General features: G+C 64.4%; 20 protein-coding genes. 10 read left to right on the plus strand and 10 right to left on the minus strand.

Annotation, left to right across the window (positions count from 1 at the left end):
* Window positions 1-9: 9 nt before the first annotated feature.
* From LB529_RS06905 to LB529_RS06940, 8 genes are all read right to left on the minus strand, one after another.
* A complete protein-coding gene (locus LB529_RS06905; protein ID WP_224710629.1) occupies window positions 10-414 on the minus strand; it encodes a type II toxin-antitoxin system VapC family toxin in 405 nt (134 codons plus the stop codon).
* Entirely contained in the window at window positions 411-644 is a 234-nt protein-coding gene (locus LB529_RS06910) for an AbrB/MazE/SpoVT family DNA-binding domain-containing protein (RefSeq protein ID WP_224710630.1), read from the minus strand. Before LB529_RS06910 ends, LB529_RS06905 begins: the two co-directional genes overlap by 4 nt.
* A 68-nt stretch (window positions 645-712) precedes the next feature.
* The gene (locus LB529_RS06915) at window positions 713-1,459 is read right to left on the minus strand and encodes a ferredoxin reductase (protein ID WP_224710631.1); all 747 of its coding nucleotides are present in this window, start codon (window positions 1,457-1,459) and stop codon (window positions 713-715) included.
* A 10-nt stretch (window positions 1,460-1,469) separates the two neighbouring features.
* On the minus strand, window positions 1,470-2,081 hold the full coding sequence (locus LB529_RS06920; RefSeq protein WP_224710632.1) for a molybdopterin-dependent oxidoreductase: 612 nt from the start codon (window positions 2,079-2,081) through the stop codon (window positions 1,470-1,472).
* Window positions 2,082-2,206: 125 nt separating this feature from the next.
* On the minus strand, window positions 2,207-3,745 hold the full coding sequence (locus LB529_RS06925) for a DegQ family serine endoprotease (RefSeq protein ID WP_224710633.1): 1,539 nt from the start codon (window positions 3,743-3,745) through the stop codon (window positions 2,207-2,209).
* Window positions 3,746-3,934: 189 nt separating this feature from the next.
* The gene (locus LB529_RS06930) at window positions 3,935-4,681 is read right to left on the minus strand and encodes an MBL fold metallo-hydrolase (protein ID WP_224610165.1); all 747 of its coding nucleotides are present in this window, start codon (window positions 4,679-4,681) and stop codon (window positions 3,935-3,937) included.
* A 14-nt stretch (window positions 4,682-4,695) separates the two neighbouring features.
* Complete coding sequence (locus LB529_RS06935) at window positions 4,696-5,862, minus strand: diphosphate--fructose-6-phosphate 1-phosphotransferase (RefSeq protein WP_140844653.1); 1,167 nt, start codon at window positions 5,860-5,862, stop codon at window positions 4,696-4,698.
* A 110-nt stretch (window positions 5,863-5,972) separates the two neighbouring features.
* Entirely contained in the window at window positions 5,973-6,641 is a 669-nt protein-coding gene (locus LB529_RS06940) for a L,D-transpeptidase (RefSeq protein ID WP_224610225.1), read from the minus strand.
* A gap of 323 nt (window positions 6,642-6,964) precedes the next feature.
* Here LB529_RS06940 and LB529_RS06945 point away from each other — a divergent pair, with 323 nt between their 5' ends.
* The 3 genes from LB529_RS06945 to xylB all read left to right on the plus strand — a co-directional run bounded on the left by LB529_RS06945 (window position 6,965) and on the right by xylB (window position 10,449).
* Window positions 6,965-7,588, plus strand: coding sequence for a LysE family translocator (locus LB529_RS06945; protein ID WP_140844649.1), 624 nt, complete (start codon window positions 6,965-6,967; stop codon window positions 7,586-7,588).
* 4 nt (window positions 7,589-7,592) lie between these two features.
* Window positions 7,593-8,912, plus strand: coding sequence for a tetratricopeptide repeat protein (locus LB529_RS06950; RefSeq protein ID WP_224710634.1), 1,320 nt, complete (start codon window positions 7,593-7,595; stop codon window positions 8,910-8,912).
* An 82-nt stretch (window positions 8,913-8,994) separates the two neighbouring features.
* Complete coding sequence (xylB, locus tag LB529_RS06955; RefSeq protein ID WP_224710635.1) at window positions 8,995-10,449, plus strand: xylulokinase; 1,455 nt, start codon at window positions 8,995-8,997, stop codon at window positions 10,447-10,449.
* Window positions 10,450-10,643: 194 nt separating this feature from the next.
* Here xylB and LB529_RS06960 read toward each other — a convergent pair whose 3' ends face one another.
* Complete coding sequence (locus LB529_RS06960) at window positions 10,644-11,006, minus strand: nuclear transport factor 2 family protein (RefSeq protein WP_224531776.1); 363 nt, start codon at window positions 11,004-11,006, stop codon at window positions 10,644-10,646.
* A gap of 111 nt (window positions 11,007-11,117) precedes the next feature.
* Between LB529_RS06960 and xylA the strand changes: the two genes are divergently transcribed.
* From xylA to LB529_RS06975, 3 genes are all read left to right on the plus strand, one after another.
* The gene (gene xylA / locus LB529_RS06965; RefSeq protein ID WP_224710636.1) at window positions 11,118-12,443 is read left to right on the plus strand and encodes a xylose isomerase; all 1,326 of its coding nucleotides are present in this window, start codon (window positions 11,118-11,120) and stop codon (window positions 12,441-12,443) included.
* Window positions 12,444-12,614: 171 nt separating this feature from the next.
* A complete protein-coding gene (locus LB529_RS06970) occupies window positions 12,615-12,818 on the plus strand; it encodes a hypothetical protein (RefSeq protein ID WP_224531740.1) in 204 nt (67 codons plus the stop codon).
* Window positions 12,819-12,866: 48 nt separating this feature from the next.
* Complete coding sequence (locus LB529_RS06975) at window positions 12,867-13,640, plus strand: TIGR01458 family HAD-type hydrolase (protein WP_224710637.1); 774 nt, start codon at window positions 12,867-12,869, stop codon at window positions 13,638-13,640.
* On the opposite strand, the gene LB529_RS06980 is transcribed toward LB529_RS06975, so the two are convergent.
* Window positions 13,621-14,601: a GlxA family transcriptional regulator gene (locus LB529_RS06980; RefSeq protein ID WP_224604367.1), complete on the minus strand. Its 981-nt coding sequence runs from the start codon at window positions 14,599-14,601 to the stop codon at window positions 13,621-13,623. The genes LB529_RS06975 and LB529_RS06980 overlap by 20 nt on opposite strands.
* A gap of 131 nt (window positions 14,602-14,732) precedes the next feature.
* Between LB529_RS06980 and LB529_RS06985 the strand changes: the two genes are divergently transcribed.
* From LB529_RS06985 to LB529_RS07000, 4 genes are read left to right on the plus strand one after another with little or no spacing between them, the layout of a single operon-like run.
* Window positions 14,733-15,656 carry a 3-keto-5-aminohexanoate cleavage protein gene (locus tag LB529_RS06985; protein WP_224709247.1) on the plus strand — a complete coding sequence of 308 codons (924 nt, stop codon included), beginning with the start codon at window positions 14,733-14,735 and terminating at the stop codon, window positions 15,654-15,656.
* Window positions 15,657-15,670: 14 nt separating this feature from the next.
* A complete protein-coding gene (locus LB529_RS06990; RefSeq protein ID WP_224710638.1) occupies window positions 15,671-16,297 on the plus strand; it encodes an HD domain-containing protein in 627 nt (208 codons plus the stop codon).
* A gap of 5 nt (window positions 16,298-16,302) precedes the next feature.
* Window positions 16,303-17,424 carry a carnitine 3-dehydrogenase gene (locus LB529_RS06995; RefSeq protein ID WP_224629718.1) on the plus strand — a complete coding sequence of 374 codons (1,122 nt, stop codon included), beginning with the start codon at window positions 16,303-16,305 and terminating at the stop codon, window positions 17,422-17,424.
* 4 nt (window positions 17,425-17,428) lie between these two features.
* A complete protein-coding gene (locus tag LB529_RS07000; RefSeq protein WP_224710639.1) occupies window positions 17,429-18,592 on the plus strand; it encodes an acyl-CoA dehydrogenase family protein in 1,164 nt (387 codons plus the stop codon).
* The last annotated feature ends 15 nt before the right edge of the window (window positions 18,593-18,607 follow it).

Below are 18,607 nucleotides of genomic sequence, written 5' to 3' on the forward strand. Positions count from 1 at the left end.
CGGGACGGCTCAAGAGCCTGGGGTAATCAGCTTCAGGGAGGAGAAATAGGTTCGATATCGGCCGATATCGCGGGTCAGAAGTGGAAGATGGCCGACCGCAGCGTGCGCACCAATGAAGAAGTCCGGCAAAACACCAGTCTTTTGTCCTCCTGACCGGTGGTACTGTGTAAATACCTTTCCGGCAAGGAAAAGAGCGGCCCTCGGCATGGGAGCCATTTCAAGACCGGCCGCATCGAGAAAAGCGTCAAGATCCTCGATGCGGGCATAGCGTACGGCGAGCTCGGCATAGACCGCATCGTTGATCAACAATGGTCCGTTGAGGCTCGCCGCCTCAAGCTGAGCAACCGACCAATCTGCCCAGTTTGGATCGTCAGTAACAAGGTCAAGCAGGACGTTGGTGTCGATGAGCGTCACGCTTCACCACGCGTCAGCGCCATGATCGCGTCGGTCGTAAGCCCCTCGCCGGCATGGCCGCGCAACTTGGCGAAGCGGCCCGCCGTTTGCCTTCTGTCGACACGAGCAAGCACTACGCTCCCATCGGCGGCGCGCCGGAAATCGACCCTGCTTCCCGGGACGATCCCCAACAGATCGCGGACCGGTTTTGGAATGGTGACCTGTCCTTTTGACGTAACGGTGGTGGCCATCTTCGCTCCTCAGTAATACCAATTGTAAGCAAGGTATTACCTTTCGGTCGAATTTCAACGGGCTTCTGTCAAACTCCATAGCGCTCGGTGCGGATAATCCCCGCCGGAACGCCGGCGCCAATCAGGGCATCAGCGGCGGCCGAGACGAAGGCGTTCGAGCCGCAGACATAGGCGAGCCTCGGTGCCTTCGGCAGGCGCTCGACGGCCTGCACCATCATGCGGGCGTCGACGCGCCGGGAATAGTCGGACGGCCGCCTAGCCGGCTCGCGGGTCAGCGTCAGCACCAGATCGAAACCAACGCGGCGATCGTCGAGACCGATCAGCTCGTCGCGGAAAATCACCTCGTCCCAGACCCGGGCCGAGAACACCAGCACAACGGGTACCGCCGTGTTGCGCAGCGTGCGATGGCGCACCATCGCCATCAGCGGCACGACGCCCGAGCCGCCGCCTACCAGAAGGATCGGCCCGCCGTCGCTCTCCTCCCAGATGAAATGGCCACCCAGCGGCCCGCGCAGCTCGATCTCGTCGCCGACGGCAGCCACGTCGTGGAAGAAGGGCGAGACCTCGCCGTCGTCGAGCCGCTCGATCGCGAGCTCGACGACGGCACCTGCTTCGGGCGCCGAAGCTATGGAATAGGATCGGCGCGCCTGATAGCCGTCCGGCGCCGTCAGCCTGATGTCGACATGCTGTCCGGCCAGATGGGCGAAGGGCCGCGACGGTTGGAACCAGAAGCTGGTGACGCGCGGCGTGCGCTTTTCGATGCGGGTGATCGTGGCTGCCTGCCAGGGCGATTGCGGCGACGGCTCGGCGCTCATCGATCGCTGCTCACGGGTCACTGGAATAGCGCTGCTCGCGCCAGGGGTCGCCATACCTATGATAGCCGCGCAGCTCCCAGAAGCCCGGTTCGTCGCGCTCGGTGAACTGCAGCCCGTTCACCCATTTGGCCGATTTCCAGAAGTAGAGATGCGGCACCAATAGTCGCGCCGGCCCGCCGTGATCCGGCGTGATCGGCTTACCTTCGTAAAGCAGCGCCACCATCGCCTTGCCGGTGACGAGGTCCTTGGTCGGCACATTGGTGGAATAGCCGTCAAAGGACAGCGCCAGCGTGTAAGCCGTCGGCGGCTCGATGCCGGCATCGGCGAGGATGTCGTCGATCATCACACCTTGCCAGGGCGTGTTGAACTTGGTCCAGGCCGTCACGCAATGGATGTCGCGCGTCATCTTGCTTTGCGGCAGCGCGTTGAATTCGGCCCAGTTCCATGTCTTGAGCGGTCGCGGCCCCCGCTTGAGGGTGAAGGACCAGTCCTCGGTACGCACCCGCGGCGTCGGCCCCGCCGACAAAACCGGGAAACCCTGCTCCAGATACTGGCCCGGCGGGATGCGCGTGTCGGTGTCGGAAGGAGGCCGCCGTCCGGAAAAGAAGCCACGCGTAACCATCGAGACATCCCTTGCGCCGGATTTGGTCGATCGCGGAGAGTGTTCTCGAAGACGCTCTGGGGAGCAACAGAAATCTTGCAGACAGAGCCTGCCGCAGACGCCGGCAGGCTCTGTCGAGGCCCTCGTCAGCCGGCCGCGAACGGGACCGCGACGAAGATCTGCTGGTCGCCGCGATCGACAAGCAGCAGCACCGACTTCTTGCCCGACTTGGCTGCCTCGGCGATCGCCTGGTTCGCCTGTCTGGCGTTCTTTACGGGCGTCTGGTCGACGCCGACGATCACGTCCCCCGGCTGGAGGCCCGCTGCCGAAGCCGCTTTGTCCGGATTGACACGCTCAATCACGGCGCCGTGCTGGTTGTCGGCGAGGTTGAGCTCCTGCCGGATGTCGGGAGTGATATCGGTCAGCCCGAGGCCGAGCGACGGCACGCCCTGGCCCGCTGACGGCTTGCCGCCTTCGCCATTCGAGGCGGTCTGCACCTCGTCGGTGTTGCGGCCGACGTCTGCGGAGACCTGAACCGCCTTGCCCTTACGCCAGATGTCGACGGTTTCCTTGTTGCCGGGCGGGACATCTGCGACGGCGCGCGACAGGTCCTTCGGATCCTTGATCTCCTGGCCGCCAAAGCCGGTGATCACATCCCCGACTTCAATGCCCGCCTTGGCCGCCGGCGAGCCCGGCGTGACCGACGAAACCAAGGCTCCGGCAGGATGGTCGAGGCCGATGGCGCCGGCAACATCCGGAGTGACCGGCTGGATCTGCACACCGAGATAGCCGTATTCGATGTCGCCGCCCTTCATCAGCTTGGCCACGACTTTCTGGGCCTGATCCGACGGGATGGCGAAGCCGACGCCGACGCTGCCGCCATTGGGCGAGTAGATGGCGGTGTTGATGCCAATCACATTGCCATGGATGTCGACCAGCGGACCGCCCGAATTGCCGTGATTGATCGGCGCGTCGATCTGAATGAAATCGTCGAACGGCCCGCTATGGAGATCGCGGCCGCGCGCCGACACGATGCCGGCGGTAACCGTGGTGCCGATGCCGAATGGGTTGCCGATCGCCAGCACCTGGTCGCCGGTCATCAGCTTGCTGGAATCGCCCCACTTGACGGTCGGCAACGGCTTGTCTGCCTTGATCTTGAGCACAGCCAGGTCATGCTTCGCATCGTGGCCGACAAGCTTGGCCGGAAGCTCGGTGCCGTCGTCGAGCGTCACCTTGATCGAGCTGGCGCCGTCGATGACATGGTTGTTGGTTACGATTGTGCCATCCGCGCTGACGATGAAGCCGGAGCCGAGCGCCTCGCTACGTGGTGCCCGCTGAGGGGGCGTCTTGGGCATCGGCATGCCCTGGTCGCCGAAGAATTGCCGGAAATAGTCGTCGAAAGGCGAGTTGCCGTCGAAGGGCGAACCCTCGCTCATGGCGTCCGGCTGGCCCTTCATCATTGTCGTGACTGTTACGACTGCCGGCTTTGTGGTGGCAACGATGGGAGCGAAGGAGCCGTTAGGCGCGGTAACGCCGGCGGCGGGAGTTTGCGTGGTGGCGACGGCGTTGCTCAATCCGGCGTTGTTCGTGCTCTCGGCAAAGGAACCAATAACGGGAGAAATGATCAGCGCAGCGCCCAACAGGGCCGCGACGCGATGTCTGCGAAGAATGTTCATGGGTGACATGGTCGTTTCTGTCCGGGCGAGAGGTTGATCGGGCACCCCGGATGTGTCTCGAAGCACGCATCCGTTGGCGTGTCGGCGACCGGGATTGCCTGCCTCGCCTTGCATGGCAGCCGGCCGGATCGACAATCAGGATTTAGGGTGCGGAATGGCCTGAATCAGGGCCTTTGGATGACCTTACGAAGATTTAATTCAGAGAGCGCTTACGAACCGCTCTCTCCGGCGCAGATAAGCGGAGGCGATCTCACGCATTCGCTGGCCGGTAAAACTCGGGCCATGGCCGCCATGGCCGATGCGGATCGGCAGGTCGAGCAGGCGCCGCATGGTGCGGCAATAGGCCGTGCGGTCCGAATCCGGCAGATCGTCGATCAGCATGCCGTCATAGATGGCGTCGCCGGCGAGGAAGAGGCCATCGGCCTCGTCGAAAAGCGCGATCGAATCCGGCGAGTGTCCAGGCAGATGCAGCACACGGAATTTGCGGTCGCCGAGATCGACGATGTCGCCTTCGTCGAGCGCACGCGTCAGCGGTGCTGAGGGAATCCGGTAATCGGCCGCCTTCCAGTCCGGCGCCGGCAGTTTCGAGACGGCGCCGTCGAGATTGTGGAACATGTAAGCGTAGGTGACGGCATCATCCATGGCGTCGAACCGCGGCGCGCTCATCTTCGGGCCTAGGCGCAGCGGGAATTCATGCAGCGAGCCGACATGGTCGAGATGGATGTGCGTGGCGACGACGATGAGCGGCTTGCCGGGCGGCGTGTCGATCTCAGGCGCCAGCGGACGGATGCCCATGCCTGTGTCGACCAGCAGATCCGCCTCGCGGCCCTTCAGATGCCACATATTGGCGCGCACGAAATCATGCACGAAAGGCTCGGTCAGCATCGTCGTGCCGGCATCGACTTTCGCCTTGCCGAACCAGTCGCCAACCTCAAGCTCGGGCATCGAGCCGCCGCCCATCAGATGAACGGCTTCCCGACCTTGTATTTTTCCGGCACCAGCCGCTTCAGGTAGGCCATGCCGGCTTCCGAAAGCTGATTGGCGTCCGGCTTCATGAAATCGTCGGGCATGTGGCGGGTCTTGCCGGCCACCGCCTTCAGCGGCACCTTCTTCAACACCGTCTTCGACCCGTCATATTGCAGCGCGACCGAGCCGCCGCCTTCGCCGGCGACAGCAACCGCGAAAGCGCCGGCGTCGAAGGCTTCCTTGGCGTCCACGGCGCTGATCGCGCCGACGTAACCGCGCGGCATGTAGCCCAGCGCGTCGACCCGCGCGCGCTTGCCGGGCAGGCCCTCGGCCAAGGCCCGTTCGAGCGCCGCCGGCAGGTCGCTGCCCGACAATTTGACGTTGCCGTGCTGATCGCGCTCCAGCTTGTCCGGCGGCACCAGGCTTTCGACCAGCGCCTTGCCGTCGGCAGTGCTGACGCCCTCCGAGACAGCGACGATGCAGCGCTTGTGGCGGTCCAGCTTTTCGCGCACTTCCTCGATGAAGCGCTTCGCCGAGAAGGCGCGCTCCGGCACGTAGATCAGATGCGGTCCGCTGTCGGGATCGAGCTGCCATGCGGCCGCGGCGGCGGTCAGGAAGCCGGCATGCCGGCCCATGACGATGCCGACATAGATGCCGGGCAGGGCGCGGAAATCGAGGTCGACGGAGAGGAAGGCTCCAGCGACGAATTCTGCCGCCGAGATGAAGCCCGGCGTGTGGTCGTTCTCCTCGAGGTCGTTGTCGATGGTCTTGGGCGCGTGCACGAAGGCGATCGAGCCGCCGGCGGCATCGGTCAGGATCTGCTGCGTGCCCGAGGTGTCGTTGCCGCCGATATAGATGAAGGCGTCGGCGCCGGCCTTTTTCAAGCCGTTGAGGATGACCTCGCAATAGGCGGCGTCCGGCTTATCGCGGGTCGAGCCGAGGGCGGCGCTCGGCGTGCCGGCAATCAGCCGCAACCTGTCCTCGGGGATGGCGGAGAGATCGACATAATTGCCGTCGCGGATGCCGCGCACGCCGTGGAGCGAGCCCAGCACCTTGGCGCCTGGATGGCGTTTGCGGATTTCCAGCGTGGCGCCGACGACCGTCTGGTTGATGACGGCGGTCGGGCCGCCGCCTTGCGCGATGACGAAGGTTCCAGACATGCTTTTTCTCCCGAAGCGAAGGTTTTCAGGTACCTTGGCCTGTCTTGCGGCATCGCGCAACGGAAGAAACGGGATCTCGAAATGGCGGCCAGACAGGTCGCCTGGAAAGATCAGACCACGACGACCGGGTTCTTCTTGGAAACGCGGCTGTAGAGGTCGATGATGTCCTGGTTGATCAGGCGCACGCAGCCCGACGACATCGCCTGGCCGATGCTCCACCATTCGGGCGAGCCGTGGATGCGGTAGCCGGTGTCCTTGCCGTTCTGGTAGATGTAGAGCGCCCGGGCGCCCAGCGGATTGGTGAGGCCGCCGGGCTGGCCGCCTTGCCATTTCACCAGTTCGGGCTTGCGCTGGATCATTTCCGGCGGCGGCGTCCACACCGGCCATTCGCGGCCGTACTGGATGTTGGCGCGGCCCGACCAGCGGAAGCCGTCCTTGCCGATGCCGACGCCGTAGCGGATGGCGTCGCCGCCCGGCTGGACGAGATAGAGCATGCGCTCCTGCAAGTGGACGACGATGGTGCCGGGCGCCTCGCCGGTCTTGTCGACGACGATCTGGCGGCGGAACTGCGGCTTGACCTTCTGCCACGGCACCTCCGGCACCTGGAAGCCGCCGTCGGTGAGCGAGGCATACATGACGTCCGGGCCGGTGATGTTCTTGTCGACGCTGATCGCCGGACGCATCGGCGGCACGGAACCGGTGACGGTGTTGTCGAGCTGCATTTGCGGCAGGTCGAGCGTGTCGGTGGTGCTGCAGCCGGCAAGGCCGAGCAGCGCCATGGCGCCCGCGCCGGAAAGCACGGCGCGGCGGGAAAGCTGAATTTCGGTATCGATTGCGGCGCCGTTGGAAGGCGACGTCAGACGTTGCGGCAACTCGCGCATGCACAAACCCTACGCTGCCGGCGGGAGCGGCCGGATCGCAGGCATTTTCGCCATTCATCGTTGAAAAAGGGTGAAAGAGCCCGTGCCGGGCTTAACCCTAACGGATCGTTATGGCGGTAGATGAGCCGCCGGCCTCGGCGCTGAAGATTTTTCCGACGGCCCCTTTACATTCTTCCCGGCCCCAGGATTTATCCTTTTCTTTGCGCTCAAGGAGCAGGGAAATGTCCTTCGAAAACTGGGCTGCCTTCGCCGCCGCCTCTTCCATTCTTCTCATCATTCCTGGCCCGACGATCCTCCTGGTCGTCTCTTATGCGCTTGGGCAAGGCTGGCGCACCGCGTTGCCGATGGCGGTGGGCGTGGCGCTGGGCGACTTCACCGCCATGACGCTGTCGATGCTCGGCATCGGCGCGCTGCTCGCGGCTTCGGCAACGGTGTTCACCATGCTCAAGGTGATCGGCGCCGGCTATCTCATCTATCTCGGCATAAAACTGTTCCGCGCCGGCGGCGCGCTGAAGGCGGAACCGCGCACCGACGCGGTCTCGGCGGCACGGATGATGGCGCATGCCTGGCTGGTGACGGCGCTGAACCCGAAGAGCATCACCTTCTTCGTCGCCTTCCTGCCGCAATTCCTCGACCGGCATGCCGACTTCTGGACGCAGATGCTGATCTTCGAGACGACCTTCCTGACTTTGGCCTTCGCAAACGCCTTCGGCTACGCGCTGGTCGCATCCAGGGCCCGGGCAATCGTTCGCAACCCGAAGGCGATCCGCATCTTCAACCGCACCGGCGGCACGCTGCTGGTCGGCGCCGGCATCGCCACGGTGGCGATGCGGTCGGCCAACTGACGCTATGAAGGACGCATTCGGTCTTACCTATTCCGGTGCGACCGAAGCCGGGTTTTCGTCCTACGCCCGCGCCGTGCGTGAATTGCAATGCTTCATCGGCGATCCGGTCGGTTCTATCGACCGCGCCATCGCCGATGATCCGACCTTCGTCATGGCGCATGTGTTCAAGGGCTATCTGTTCAGCCTCGCCACCGAGCGAGATGCGATGGCTGTCGCGCAATCATGCCACATGGCGGCGCTGCCGCTCGCCGGCACCACGCGCGAACGGGCGCATGTCGCGGCGCTTGGGCATCTCGCCGATGGCCGCTGGCATGAAAGCGCACGCATCCTCGAAGACGTCGCGATCGACACTCCGCGCGATGCGCTGGCGCTGCAGGTCGGGCACCAGATCGATTTCTTCACCGGCAATGCGCGCATGCTGCGCGACCGCATCGGCCGGGCGCTGCCGGCGTGGCAGAAAGGCATGCCGGGCTACCACGCCATTCTCGGCATGCAGGCCTTCGGGTTGGAGGAGATGGGCGATTATGGACGTGCCGAATCCTTCGGCCGGCAGGCTGTCGAGATCGAACCGCGCGACGGCTGGGCGCAGCATGCGGTCGCGCATGTCATGGAGATGCAAAGCCGGCAACGAGACGGCATCGCCTGGATGCGCGCCAATCCAGATGCATGGACCAAGGAGAGTTTTCTCCAGATCCACAATTGGTGGCACCTGGCGCTGTTCCATTACGATCTCGACGAAACCGACGAGGTGCTCAAGCTCTATGACGGGCCAATCTATGGCGACCGCTCGACATTGGCGCTCAATATGGTCGATGCCTCGGCGATCCTGTGGCGCCTTACTCTGGGCGGCGTCGATGCCGGCGACCGCTGGGCGACGCTTGCCGGCAACTGGATGCCAAAAGCCGCTGCCGGCAATTATGCCTTCAACGATGCGCACGCGATGATGGCGTTTGTCGGCGCAGGCCTGGAGGCGCCGGCCAAGACGCTGCTCGAGGCGCAGCGCGAGGCGATGCGCGGCGAGGATGACAACGCCGCCTTCACGCGCGATGTCGGCCATCCGCTGACGCTTGCGATCAAGGCTTTCGGCGAAGGCAAATATGACGAGGCCGTGCGCCTGATCCGGCCGATCCGCTCGATCGCGCATCGTTTCGGCGGCAGCCATGCGCAGCGCGACGTGATCGACCTGACGCTGATCGAGGCCGCGTTGCGCGCCGGCGATACGGCGCTGGCGCGGGCGCTGACGGCCGAACGGCAGCTCGCCAGGCCCGACAGCCCGCTGTCGGCGCTGTTCTCGCGTCGCGCGGCCGATTTGTCAGAGAATTGACCCGGAGCGGATCTTGTCCTAAAAACTGGCCAAGCCAGAATTTTTCGGGATCCGAAAAAATTAACGGCAGTGGGAGGAAATCATGTATCTCGGCCTCGACCTGGGCACTTCGGGCGTCAAGGCGCTGCTGATCGACGACGGCCAGAAGGTCATCGGCTCCGGCCATGGCTCGCTCGACGTTTCGCGGCCGCATCCGGGTTGGTCGGAGCAGGATCCGGCGCATTGGATCGAGGCCTGCGAGACGGCGATTGGCGAGCTCAAGGCTTCGCACCCGAAGGAGCTGGCCGCGGTCAAGGGCATCGGCCTTTCCGGCCAGATGCACGGCGCCACCCTCCTCGACGCCTCGGACAAGGTGCTGCGCCCCTGCATTCTGTGGAACGACACCCGCAGCCATGTCGAGGCGGCCGCGCTCGATGCCGATCCACGCTTCCGCAAGCTCACCGGCAATATCGTCTTTCCGGGCTTCACCGCGCCGAAGCTTGCCTGGGTAAAGAACAACGAGCCGGCAAGTTTTGCCAAGGTGGCGAAAGTGCTGCTGCCAAAGGATTACCTGCGGCTCTGGCTGACCGGCGAGCATATTTCCGAGATGTCGGATTCGGCCGGCACCTCGTGGATCGATGTCGGCAAGCGCCGCTGGGCACCCGAATTGCTGGCGGCGACATCGCTCGACGAAAAGCACATGCCCTCGCTGGTCGAAGGCACAGCCAAGGCCGGCGCCTTGCGGAACGAGCTCGCTTCGAAATGGGGGATCGCGACGGGCGTCACGATTGCCGGCGGCGCCGGCGACAACGCGGCCTCGGCCTGCGGCATGGGCACGGTCGGCGCCGGCCACGCTTTCGTGTCGCTCGGCACGTCGGGCGTGCTGTTTGCGGCGAACGCCTCCTATCTGCCCAATCCGGAAAGCGCGGTCCACACATTCTGCCATGCGCTGCCCGACACCTGGCACCAGATGGGCGTGATCCTTTCGGCCACCGATTCGCTCAACTGGCTGTCGGAGATCACGGCAAAGAGCGCCGGCGACCTGACCGGCGAACTCGGCGATACGCTGAAGGCGCCGACGGGCGTTACCTTCCTGCCCTATCTCTCCGGCGAGCGCACGCCGCACAATGATTCCGCCATTCGGGGCTCCTTTACCGGGCTGGCGCATCAATCGAGCCGGGCCGTGCTGACGCAGGCCGTGCTTGAGGGCGTCGCTTTCGCCTTTCGCGACAGTCTCGAGGCGCTGAAGATGGCCGGCACCACGCTGAGCCGGGTGACCGCGATCGGCGGCGGCTCGCGCTCGCGCTATTGGCTGAAGGCGATCGCTACCGCGCTGCAGGTTCCGGTCGATATTCCGACCGACGGCGATTTCGGCGCGGCGTTTGGTGCGGCAAGGCTTGGGTTGATTGCGGCTACGGGGGCCGATCCGCTTGCCGTCTGCACTGCGCCGGCCACGGATGCGACGATCGAGCCGGATGTCGGGCTGGGTGGCGCTTATGCTGATGCGTATCAAGGGTATCGGGCGCTGTATCCGGCGATAAGAGCGATAACTGCGTGACTATGTGCGAGGCCCCCCTCTCTGCCCTGCCGGGCATCTCCCCCGCAAGTGGGGAGATTGGATGTCACGCCGGCTTTCGCCAATCGCCGGCGTTGCAAGGAGAGGCGAGGCCTCGAAGCTGCCAATCTCCCCCCCTGAGGGGGAGATGGCCGGCAGGCCAGAGAGGGGGGCCTCGCATCCCACCTCTCCAGTTATCACTGCGCCGGCACCTTATCCAAAAACCCGGTGACACTCTTCAGCCGCCCATTCTCGATGACGCCGATGTCGGTGCCTTCGATGACGGATTCCGTGCCTTCCGGCCCAAGATTCCACGAGAAGCGGATGCGGTCGGCGAAACCGTCCGGCTCACCCTTCAGCGAGAAGCGGAAGCCGACGAAGCGCTGTTGCACGCCGTCGATCAGCGCGGCGATGCCGTCATGGCCATCGCCTTGCATGATCGGGTCGCGATAGCTGACGTCGCTGGTGAAGGCGGCTTCGAGCAGCGCCTTGCGGCGCTGCGCATCGATCTCGTTCCAGGCGGCGATGTAATTGCGGGCGATCGTGTTGAGGTCGGTCATAGTCATGGTCCTTCGTTGGATCGTTTCGACATGACGCTTTTCGCCCGGCAAAAGAGTGAAACCAATTACGCCTGAGGTAATCGGGAAACCATCTCGGAGAGGAAGGAAACCATGAGCAGCGGATTTTTCGGCGACATCAAGACAATCAAATATGAAGGGCCGGATTCGACCAATCCGCTGGCCTACCGCTACTACAACCCCGATGAGGTGGTGGCCGGCAAGCGGCTGGAAGACCATCTGCGCTTCGCCGTCGCCTACTGGCATTCCTTCGCATGGCCGGGCGGCGACCCATTCGGCGGCCAGACCTTCGACCGACCCTGGTTTGCCAAGCCGGGCGGCGTCGACACGATGGAACTGGCCAAGCTCAAGGCCGACGTCGCCTTCGAGATGTTCTCGCTGCTTGGCGCGCCCTATTTCTGCTTCCACGACGCAGACGTGCGCCCGGAAGGCAAGGATTTTTCGGAGAGTGCCGCGCGCCTCGACGAGATCACCGACTATTTCGCCGACAAGATGAAACAGACCGGCGTCAAGCTGCTCTGGGGCACGGCGAACCTTTTCTCGCACCGGCGCTTCATGTCCGGCGCGGCCACTAATCCCGATCCGGATGTGTTCGCCTATGCGGCGGCGACGGTGAAGAAATGTATCGACGTCACCAAGAAGCTCAAGGGCGAGAACTATGTGCTTTGGGGCGGCCGCGAGGGCTATGAGACGCTGCTCAACACCGACCTTGCCCGCGAGCAGGAACAGGCCGGCCGCTTCCTCAACCTCGTCGTCGATTACAAGCACAAGATCGGCTTCACGGGCACGATCCTGATCGAGCCGAAGCCGCAGGAGCCGACAAAGCACCAGTACGACTACGACGTCGCGACCGTCTACGGCTTCCTCAAGCGCTTCGGGCTGGAGAAGGAAGTAAAGCTCAACATCGAGCAGGGCCACGCGATCCTGGCCGGCCATTCCTTCGAGCATGAGCTGGCTTTGGCGAATGCGCTGGGAATCTTCGGTTCGATCGACATGAACCGCAACGACTACCAGTCGGGCTGGGACACCGACCAGTTCCCCAACAACGTGCCGGAAATGGCGCTGGCCTATTATCAGGTGCTGCAAGGCGGCGGCTTCAAGACCGGCGGCACCAATTTCGACGCCAAGCTCAGGCGCCAGTCGCTCGACCCGGACGACCTCCTGATCGGCCATATCGGCGGCATGGATGCCTGCGCACGCGGCCTCAAGGCGGCGGCAAAGATGATCGAGGGCAAGGCGCTGTCCGGCCCGCTCGCCGAGCGCTATGCCGGCTGGAACACCGCCGAAGGCAAGGCGATGCTTTCGGGCGAGCGCACGCTGGAGGAGATCGCCGAACGCGTGGTGAAGGAGAAGATCGAGCCGCAGCCGCGCTCCGGCCGGCAGGAGCTGCTGGAGAATATCGTCAACCGCTACGTCTGATCGCTCAGGCGGAATGCCCGAGCGTATAGCATTCGCGCGGGGCAGAACTTCACGACAAGGTTTTGCCCCGAGCCGCCCCTCAATCGCCCCGCTCTTGCCTTCAAACAGCCGTCACGGAACTCGTATAAACGTGGCTCCTGTGGCGGGTGAAGAAGAAGGAGGCGAACCGATATGCAGCACGAACGCGAGATCGACGCCCTGCTTTCGTCCGGTGAAACCGGATCGATCATCGACCGGCTGATGGCCTTGCCCCATTCGAAAGAGGGCGGCCGCAAGACAAATGAATGGGACCGCGCGGTCGCCGCGCGGTTGGAAACGGCGCTGGCCAAGAGCATGCGCACGCGCATCGTCGGCGAAGGCCGCGACGCCGCCTGACAATTCCCGTGATTTGACGAAAAGAGGTGGCTTCTCCATCCTGCACCGATGATACGCGCGGTGCTGCTTGATCTTGTGGGTGTCGTCTATGATGGCGATACCCCGATTGCAGGAGCCGTGACCGCGGTCGAGCGTTTGCGCAAGGCCGGCCTGCCGCTCCGCTTTGTCAGCAACACGACACGCTCGCCGCGCAGCAAGATCGCCGCGCAACTTGCCGCCATGGGCATCCAAGTTGCGGATGAAGAATTGCTGACGCCGGCGCAGGCTGCGATCGAATGGTTGCGCAGGCATGGCCGCGAGCCGCATCTGCTCGTCCATCCCGATCTCGAAGCAGAGTTTTCGGGCCCGGAGGGAGGAAGCGGCAAGGCGGTCGTCGTGGGCGATGCGGGCGAGGCGTTCGGCTACGCCAGTCTCAACCGTGCTTTCCGCGCGTTATCCGCCGGTGCCGATTTTGTGGCTTTGGCCAACAACCGCATCTTCAAGGATGCGGACGGCCAGCTCAGCCTCGACGCCGGCGCCTTCGTTGCGGCCCTCGAATTCGCCAGCCGCCGAAGCCCCGTCGTGCTCGGCAAGCCGTCGGCGGACTTCTTCCTTTCGGCGCTCGCCGATTTGAACTGCCCTGCGGCCGATGCGGTCATGGTCGGCGACGACGCGGAGAGCGACGTCGCCGGCGGGCTGCGTGCCGGGCTCGGCGCGGCGCTGCTCGTGCGAACCGGCAAGTACCGACCCAAGGACGAGACGCGATACGATCCGGCTCCGACGGCAGTGGTCGATGACCTCGCCGCCGCAACAGACTGGATTCTCAACCGCGCCGCAGCCTGACCGGTGCCTCGCCGAAAGCTCTTGAAAATGCCCTGGAAAATGCTGCGGCGGAGGAAAAGCCTGTACGCCCGGCGATGTCCGCCATGGCAATGCGCGTATCGACCACCAGACGCCGCGCGGCGCTGAGGCGCAGCCTCAGATAATAGGCGCCGGGCGTCTCGCCGATCGACTTGCGAAAAATGCTTTCCAGCGTCCTTGCCGTGACGCCGGCGCGTTTTGCCACGGCGTCAATGGTGAGCGGCTGGTCGACATGCGCTTCCATCAGCCGGATCGCTTGGGCAAGCCGCGGATCGTAGCCGTCGAGCCGGCCAAGCGAGACCAGCGGCTGCGCGTCGGTCGCGGCGCGCGCCTGATCGTAGATGAAGACGCTCGCCACATCGAGCGCGGCGGCCATGCCGAGCCGGGTGCGGATGAGATGCAGCATCAGGTCGAAGGTTGGCGAAGCGCCGCCGGAGGTGAAGACCGGCCCGTCGATGACATAGCGGTCCGGCCGCACATCCACGCCCGGAAAGGCGGTCGAGAAATCCTCCATGTCTTCCCAATGCGTGGTGGCGCTGCGGCCCTCGAGCAGGCCGGCGCGCGCCACCAGCCAGGTTCCCGCCTCGACACCACCGCAAGCGCGTGCAGCGCGCGCTGCCCTGCGCAGACCCGCGAGCAATGCCGACGTGGCGTAGTTCTGCGTGCCGAAGCCCGCGACGACAACCAGCATGTCGGTGGCCTCGGCCGCGTCGAAGCGGCCGCTGACGGCCACGGGGAGGCCGCATGTCGTCACCGGCGCCTCGCCGGTGACCGAGACCAGCTTGAAATCGAACAGCGTCTCGCCTGAGATGCGGTTTGCTGCGCGCAGCGGGTCGACCGCCGAAGCTACGCACATGATCGAGGACCCCGAGAACACGAGGAGCGTAACCTTGAGCCTTTCGCGCTCGGACCGAAAGATGGTCGGCTTTTCGCTTTTGATCATGGGAGCTTCGTAAAACGCAAAACAGTTTCCGGCAAGTCGGGCATTCTTGCTGAATTGCCGTGCATGCCGTGCCGCTATCGGCTCCCGCTTCTGGGTGGCATGCATGGCCGATCGAATCTGGGAGGATCAAGATGCCGCTTGCGATGAACCGCGAGGTCTTCATTACCTGTGCCGTGACCGGCTCTGGCGGCACGCAGGACCGCAGCCCGCATGTGCCGCGCTCGCCCAAGCAGATCGCCGATTCGGCGATCGACGCCGCCAAGGCGGGTGCGGCGATCGTCCATTGCCATGTGCGCGACCCCGAGACCGGCAAGCCGAGGCGCGACGTGCATCTCTACCGCGAGGTGACCGAGCGCATCCGCGAAGCAAACGTCGACGTGGTGCTGAACCTCACCGCCGGCATGGGTGGCGACATGGTGTTCGGCTCGCCGGAAGCGCCTTTGCCGCTCAACGAGAAGGGCACCGACATGGGAGGCGCCACCAACCGCATGGAACATGTGCGCCAGTGCCTGCCGGAGATCTGCACGCTGGATTGCGGCACGATGAATTTCGCGGAGGCCGACTATGTGATGACCAACACGCCGGGCATGCTGCGCGCCATGGGCGGCATGATGACGGCGCTGGGCGTGAAGCCCGAGATCGAGGCCTTCGATACCGGACATCTGTGGTTCGCCAAGCAGCTGGTCGAGGAAAAGGTGCTCGACCCGGACGCGCTGGTGCAGCTCTGCATGGGCGTGCCATGGGGCGCGCCGGACGACCTCAACACCTTCATGGCGATGGTCAACAACGTGCCCTCGACCTGGAACTGGTCGGCCTTCTCGATCGGCCGCAACCAGATGGCCTATGCGGCGGCGGCCGTGCTTGCCGGCGGCAATGTCCGCGTCGGCCTGGAGGACAATCTGTGGCTCGACAAGGGCGTGCTGGCGACAAACGCGCAGCTGGTCGAGCGCGCGGCCAGCATCGTCACCAATCTCGGCGCGCGTATCCTGGGGCCCGAGGAAGTGCGCAAGAAGCTCAGCCTGACCAAGCGGGCGCCGATCGCGGCCGCGGCGTAAGGCGGGCGCTGGCCATGGCTGATACCGTCAAGTTCACTGCGATGAAGGACGGCGACAAGGAAGACTATGAATTCCTGACCGCCCATGAGATCGACTACGCCGCCAAGACCGGCGACCGGCTGCTCGACGCGATCGTACAGCTGGATGAGGGTCTTTCCGGCTACAAGATCACCCGGCTCGGCCATTCGCTGCAGGCGGCGACGCGCGCCTGGCGCGACGGCGCCGATACGGACTGGATCGTCTGCGCGCTGCTGCACGACATCGGCGACATCTACGCGCCCTACAATCATGACGAATATGCGGCTGCGATCCTGAAACCCTTCGTGCGCGAGCAATGCACCTGGGTGGTGGAGAAGCACGGCGATTTCCAGCGCCTCTATTACGCGCATCACCTGGGCGGCAACCGGCATGCCCGGGACCGCTTCGCCGGCCACCTCTATTTCGATGACTGCGACCAGTTCTGCGAGCGCTGGGACCAGTCGAGCTTCGATCCCGACTACGAGACGCTGCCGGTCGAGTTCTTCCGGCCCTTCGTGCTCGAGGTCTTCGCCCGCAAGGCTTACGATCCGGCGGTGATCCGCGCCGGCGAGCGCGTGGCCCTCACAGATCCCGAAACAGCCAAGACGAGAACCGGAGCCTGACAAGCATGAGCATCATCAACAAGGCGGCCGCCATCGGCGGCGGTGTCATCGGCGCCGGCTGGGTGGCGCGGCTGCTCCTGAACGGCATCGACGTGTCGATCTTCGATCCCGATCCGGAAGCGTCGCGCAAGGTGGGCGAAGTGATGAAGGGCGCGCGCCGCGCCTACAAGCAGATGCTGCCCGGCGGCCTGCCCAAGGAAGGCAAGCTCACCTTCGCCAAGACCATCGCCGAGGCGGTTGCCGACGCCGACTTCATCCAGGAAAGCGTGCCGGAGCGGCTCGACCTCAAGCACAAGGTGCTGGCCGAGATCGACCAGCATGCGCCCGCCAACGCCATTGTCGGCTCCTCGACCTCCGGCATCAAGCCGACCGACATGCAGGTGGCGATGAAGAAGCATCCGGAGCGGCTGGTCGTCGGCCATCCGTTCAACCCGGTTTATCTCTTGCCGCTGGTCGAGATCGTCGGTGGCGAGCAGACCTTCCCCGAGGCGATCGAGGTGGCCAAGGAGCTCTACGCCTCGATCGGCATGAAGCCGGTGGTGGTGCGCAAGGAGATCGAGGCCTTCGTCGGCGACCGCCTGCTCGAGGCCGCATGGCGCGAGGCGCTTTGGCTGGTCAAGGACGGCATCTGCACCGTCGAGGAACTCGACGACATCATGCGCTATTCCTTCGGCCTGCGCTGGGCGCAGATGGGCATGTTCCAGGTTTACCGGGTCGCCGGCGGCGAGGCCGGCATGCGCCACTTCATGGCGCAGTTCGGACCCTGCCTGAAATGGCCGTGGACCAAGCTGATGGACGTGCCGGAGTTCAATGACGAGCTGGTCGACCTGATCGCCACGCAGTCGGACGAACAGGCGCACGGGCTGTCGATCCGTGAGTTGGAGCGCATCCGCGACGACAATCTCGTCGCGATCATGGAGGCGCTGTCGAGGCAGAACAAGGGCAAGGGCTGGGGTGCCGGCGCGCTGCATAAGGACTATACCAGGCAACTCGCCAAGCTGGCCGCGAAGAAGACTCCAGCCAAAACTGCCGAAAAGCCCAAGCCGGCGAAGAAGGCAGCCAAGCCGGCAAAGGCTGAGAAGTCCGCCAAGGCCGACAAGGCGAAGAAGAGCAAGAAGAAGGGCTGAGGCGATGCATTTCGGTCTTTCGGAAGAACAGAAGCTCATCGTCGAAACGACGCGCTCCTTCGTCGAGAACGAGCTCTACCCGCATGAGCGCGAGGTGGAGCGCACCGGCGTGCTGCGCCGCGAGCTGATCGACGAGTTGAAGGCCAAGGCGATCGAGGCCGGGCTTTATGCCGCCAACATGCCGGACGATGTCGGCGGCGCCGGCTTGGACACGGTGAGCTGGCTGCTCTACGAGAAGGAGCTTGGCCGCGCCAATTACGCGCTGCACTGGACCTGCGTGGCGCGTCCGTCCAACATCCTGCTTGCCGGCACGCCGGAGCAGCGCGAGAAATATCTCTTCCCCTGCATCCGCGGCGAGAAGTCGGACTGCCTGGCGATGACGGAGCCCGGCGCCGGCTCCGACCTGCGCGGCATGAAGGCGACCGCGGTGCAGGACGGCTCGGACTGGATCCTAAACGGCACCAAGCATTTTATCTCGCATGCCGACATCGCCGATTTCGCGATTTGTTTCATGGCCTCGGGCGAGGAGGACTCGCCGCGCGGCAAGCGCAAGAAGATCACCGCCTTCTTCGTCGACAAGGGCACCAAAGGCTTCACGGTGCGCGACGGCTATCGCAATGTCTCGCATCGCGGCTACACCAATTCGATCCTGGAATTCGACGATTGCCGGCTGCCGGCTTCCCAGGTGCTCGGCGAAGTGCACAAGGGCTTCGACGTCGCGAATTCGTGGCTTGGCGCCACGCGCCTGCAGGTCGGCGCCACCTGCCTCGGCCGCGCCGAGCGCGCGCTGTCGCATGCCATCGAATATGCCGCGCAGCGCCAGCAGTTCGGCCAGCAGATCGGCAAGTTCCAGGGCGTGTCGTTCAAGCTCGCCGACATGGCGACGGAATTGAAGGCCGCGGACCTGATGGTCTTCGAAGCCGGCTGGAAATACGATCAGGGCACCGTCACCGACCAGGACATGGCGATGGCCAAGCTGAAGGCCACCGAGATGCTGGCCTTCGTCGCCGACGAGGCCATCCAGATCCATGGCGGCATGGGGCTGATGGACGACCTGCCGCTGGAGCGCATCTGGCGCGATGCCCGCGTCGAGCGCATCTGGGAAGGCACGTCGGAGATTCAGCGACATATTATTTCGCGGGCGCTGCTGCGTCCGTTCGGAGCTTAGAGCATGATGCGCCAA

The organism is Mesorhizobium sp. CA5, assembly GCF_020165105.1.
Lineage (GTDB): Bacteria > Pseudomonadota > Alphaproteobacteria > Rhizobiales > Rhizobiaceae > Mesorhizobium.

What these genes read in the sequence shown, in the direction of transcription:
- LB529_RS06910 (WP_224710630.1), bottom strand. Translation starts at nt 644, where the DNA reads ATGGCCACCACCGTTACGTCAAAAGGACAGGTCACCATTCCAAAACCG.
- LB529_RS06915 (WP_224710631.1), bottom strand. Translation starts at nt 1,459, where the DNA reads ATGAGCGCCGAGCCGTCGCCGCAATCGCCCTGGCAGGCAGCCACGATC.
- LB529_RS06920 (WP_224710632.1), bottom strand. Translation starts at nt 2,081, where the DNA reads ATGGTTACGCGTGGCTTCTTTTCCGGACGGCGGCCTCCTTCCGACACC.
- LB529_RS06925 (WP_224710633.1), bottom strand. Translation starts at nt 3,745, where the DNA reads ATGTCACCCATGAACATTCTTCGCAGACATCGCGTCGCGGCCCTGTTG.
- LB529_RS06930 (WP_224610165.1), bottom strand. Translation starts at nt 4,681, where the DNA reads ATGCCCGAGCTTGAGGTTGGCGACTGGTTCGGCAAGGCGAAAGTCGAT.
- LB529_RS06935 (WP_140844653.1), bottom strand. Translation starts at nt 5,862, where the DNA reads ATGTCTGGAACCTTCGTCATCGCGCAAGGCGGCGGCCCGACCGCCGTC.
- LB529_RS06940 (WP_224610225.1), bottom strand. Translation starts at nt 6,641, where the DNA reads ATGGCGCTGCTCGGCCTTGCCGGCTGCAGCACCACCGACACGCTCGAC.
- LB529_RS06945 (WP_140844649.1), top strand. Translation starts at nt 6,965, where the DNA reads ATGTCCTTCGAAAACTGGGCTGCCTTCGCCGCCGCCTCTTCCATTCTT.
- LB529_RS06950 (WP_224710634.1), top strand. Translation starts at nt 7,593, where the DNA reads ATGAAGGACGCATTCGGTCTTACCTATTCCGGTGCGACCGAAGCCGGG.
- xylB (WP_224710635.1), top strand. Translation starts at nt 8,995, where the DNA reads ATGTATCTCGGCCTCGACCTGGGCACTTCGGGCGTCAAGGCGCTGCTG.
- LB529_RS06960 (WP_224531776.1), bottom strand. Translation starts at nt 11,006, where the DNA reads ATGACCGACCTCAACACGATCGCCCGCAATTACATCGCCGCCTGGAAC.
- xylA (WP_224710636.1), top strand. Translation starts at nt 11,118, where the DNA reads ATGAGCAGCGGATTTTTCGGCGACATCAAGACAATCAAATATGAAGGG.
- LB529_RS06970 (WP_224531740.1), top strand. Translation starts at nt 12,615, where the DNA reads ATGCAGCACGAACGCGAGATCGACGCCCTGCTTTCGTCCGGTGAAACC.
- LB529_RS06975 (WP_224710637.1), top strand. Translation starts at nt 12,867, where the DNA reads ATGATACGCGCGGTGCTGCTTGATCTTGTGGGTGTCGTCTATGATGGC.
- LB529_RS06980 (WP_224604367.1), bottom strand. Translation starts at nt 14,601, where the DNA reads ATGATCAAAAGCGAAAAGCCGACCATCTTTCGGTCCGAGCGCGAAAGG.
- LB529_RS06985 (WP_224709247.1), top strand. Translation starts at nt 14,733, where the DNA reads ATGCCGCTTGCGATGAACCGCGAGGTCTTCATTACCTGTGCCGTGACC.
- LB529_RS06990 (WP_224710638.1), top strand. Translation starts at nt 15,671, where the DNA reads ATGGCTGATACCGTCAAGTTCACTGCGATGAAGGACGGCGACAAGGAA.
- LB529_RS06995 (WP_224629718.1), top strand. Translation starts at nt 16,303, where the DNA reads ATGAGCATCATCAACAAGGCGGCCGCCATCGGCGGCGGTGTCATCGGC.
- LB529_RS07000 (WP_224710639.1), top strand. Translation starts at nt 17,429, where the DNA reads ATGCATTTCGGTCTTTCGGAAGAACAGAAGCTCATCGTCGAAACGACG.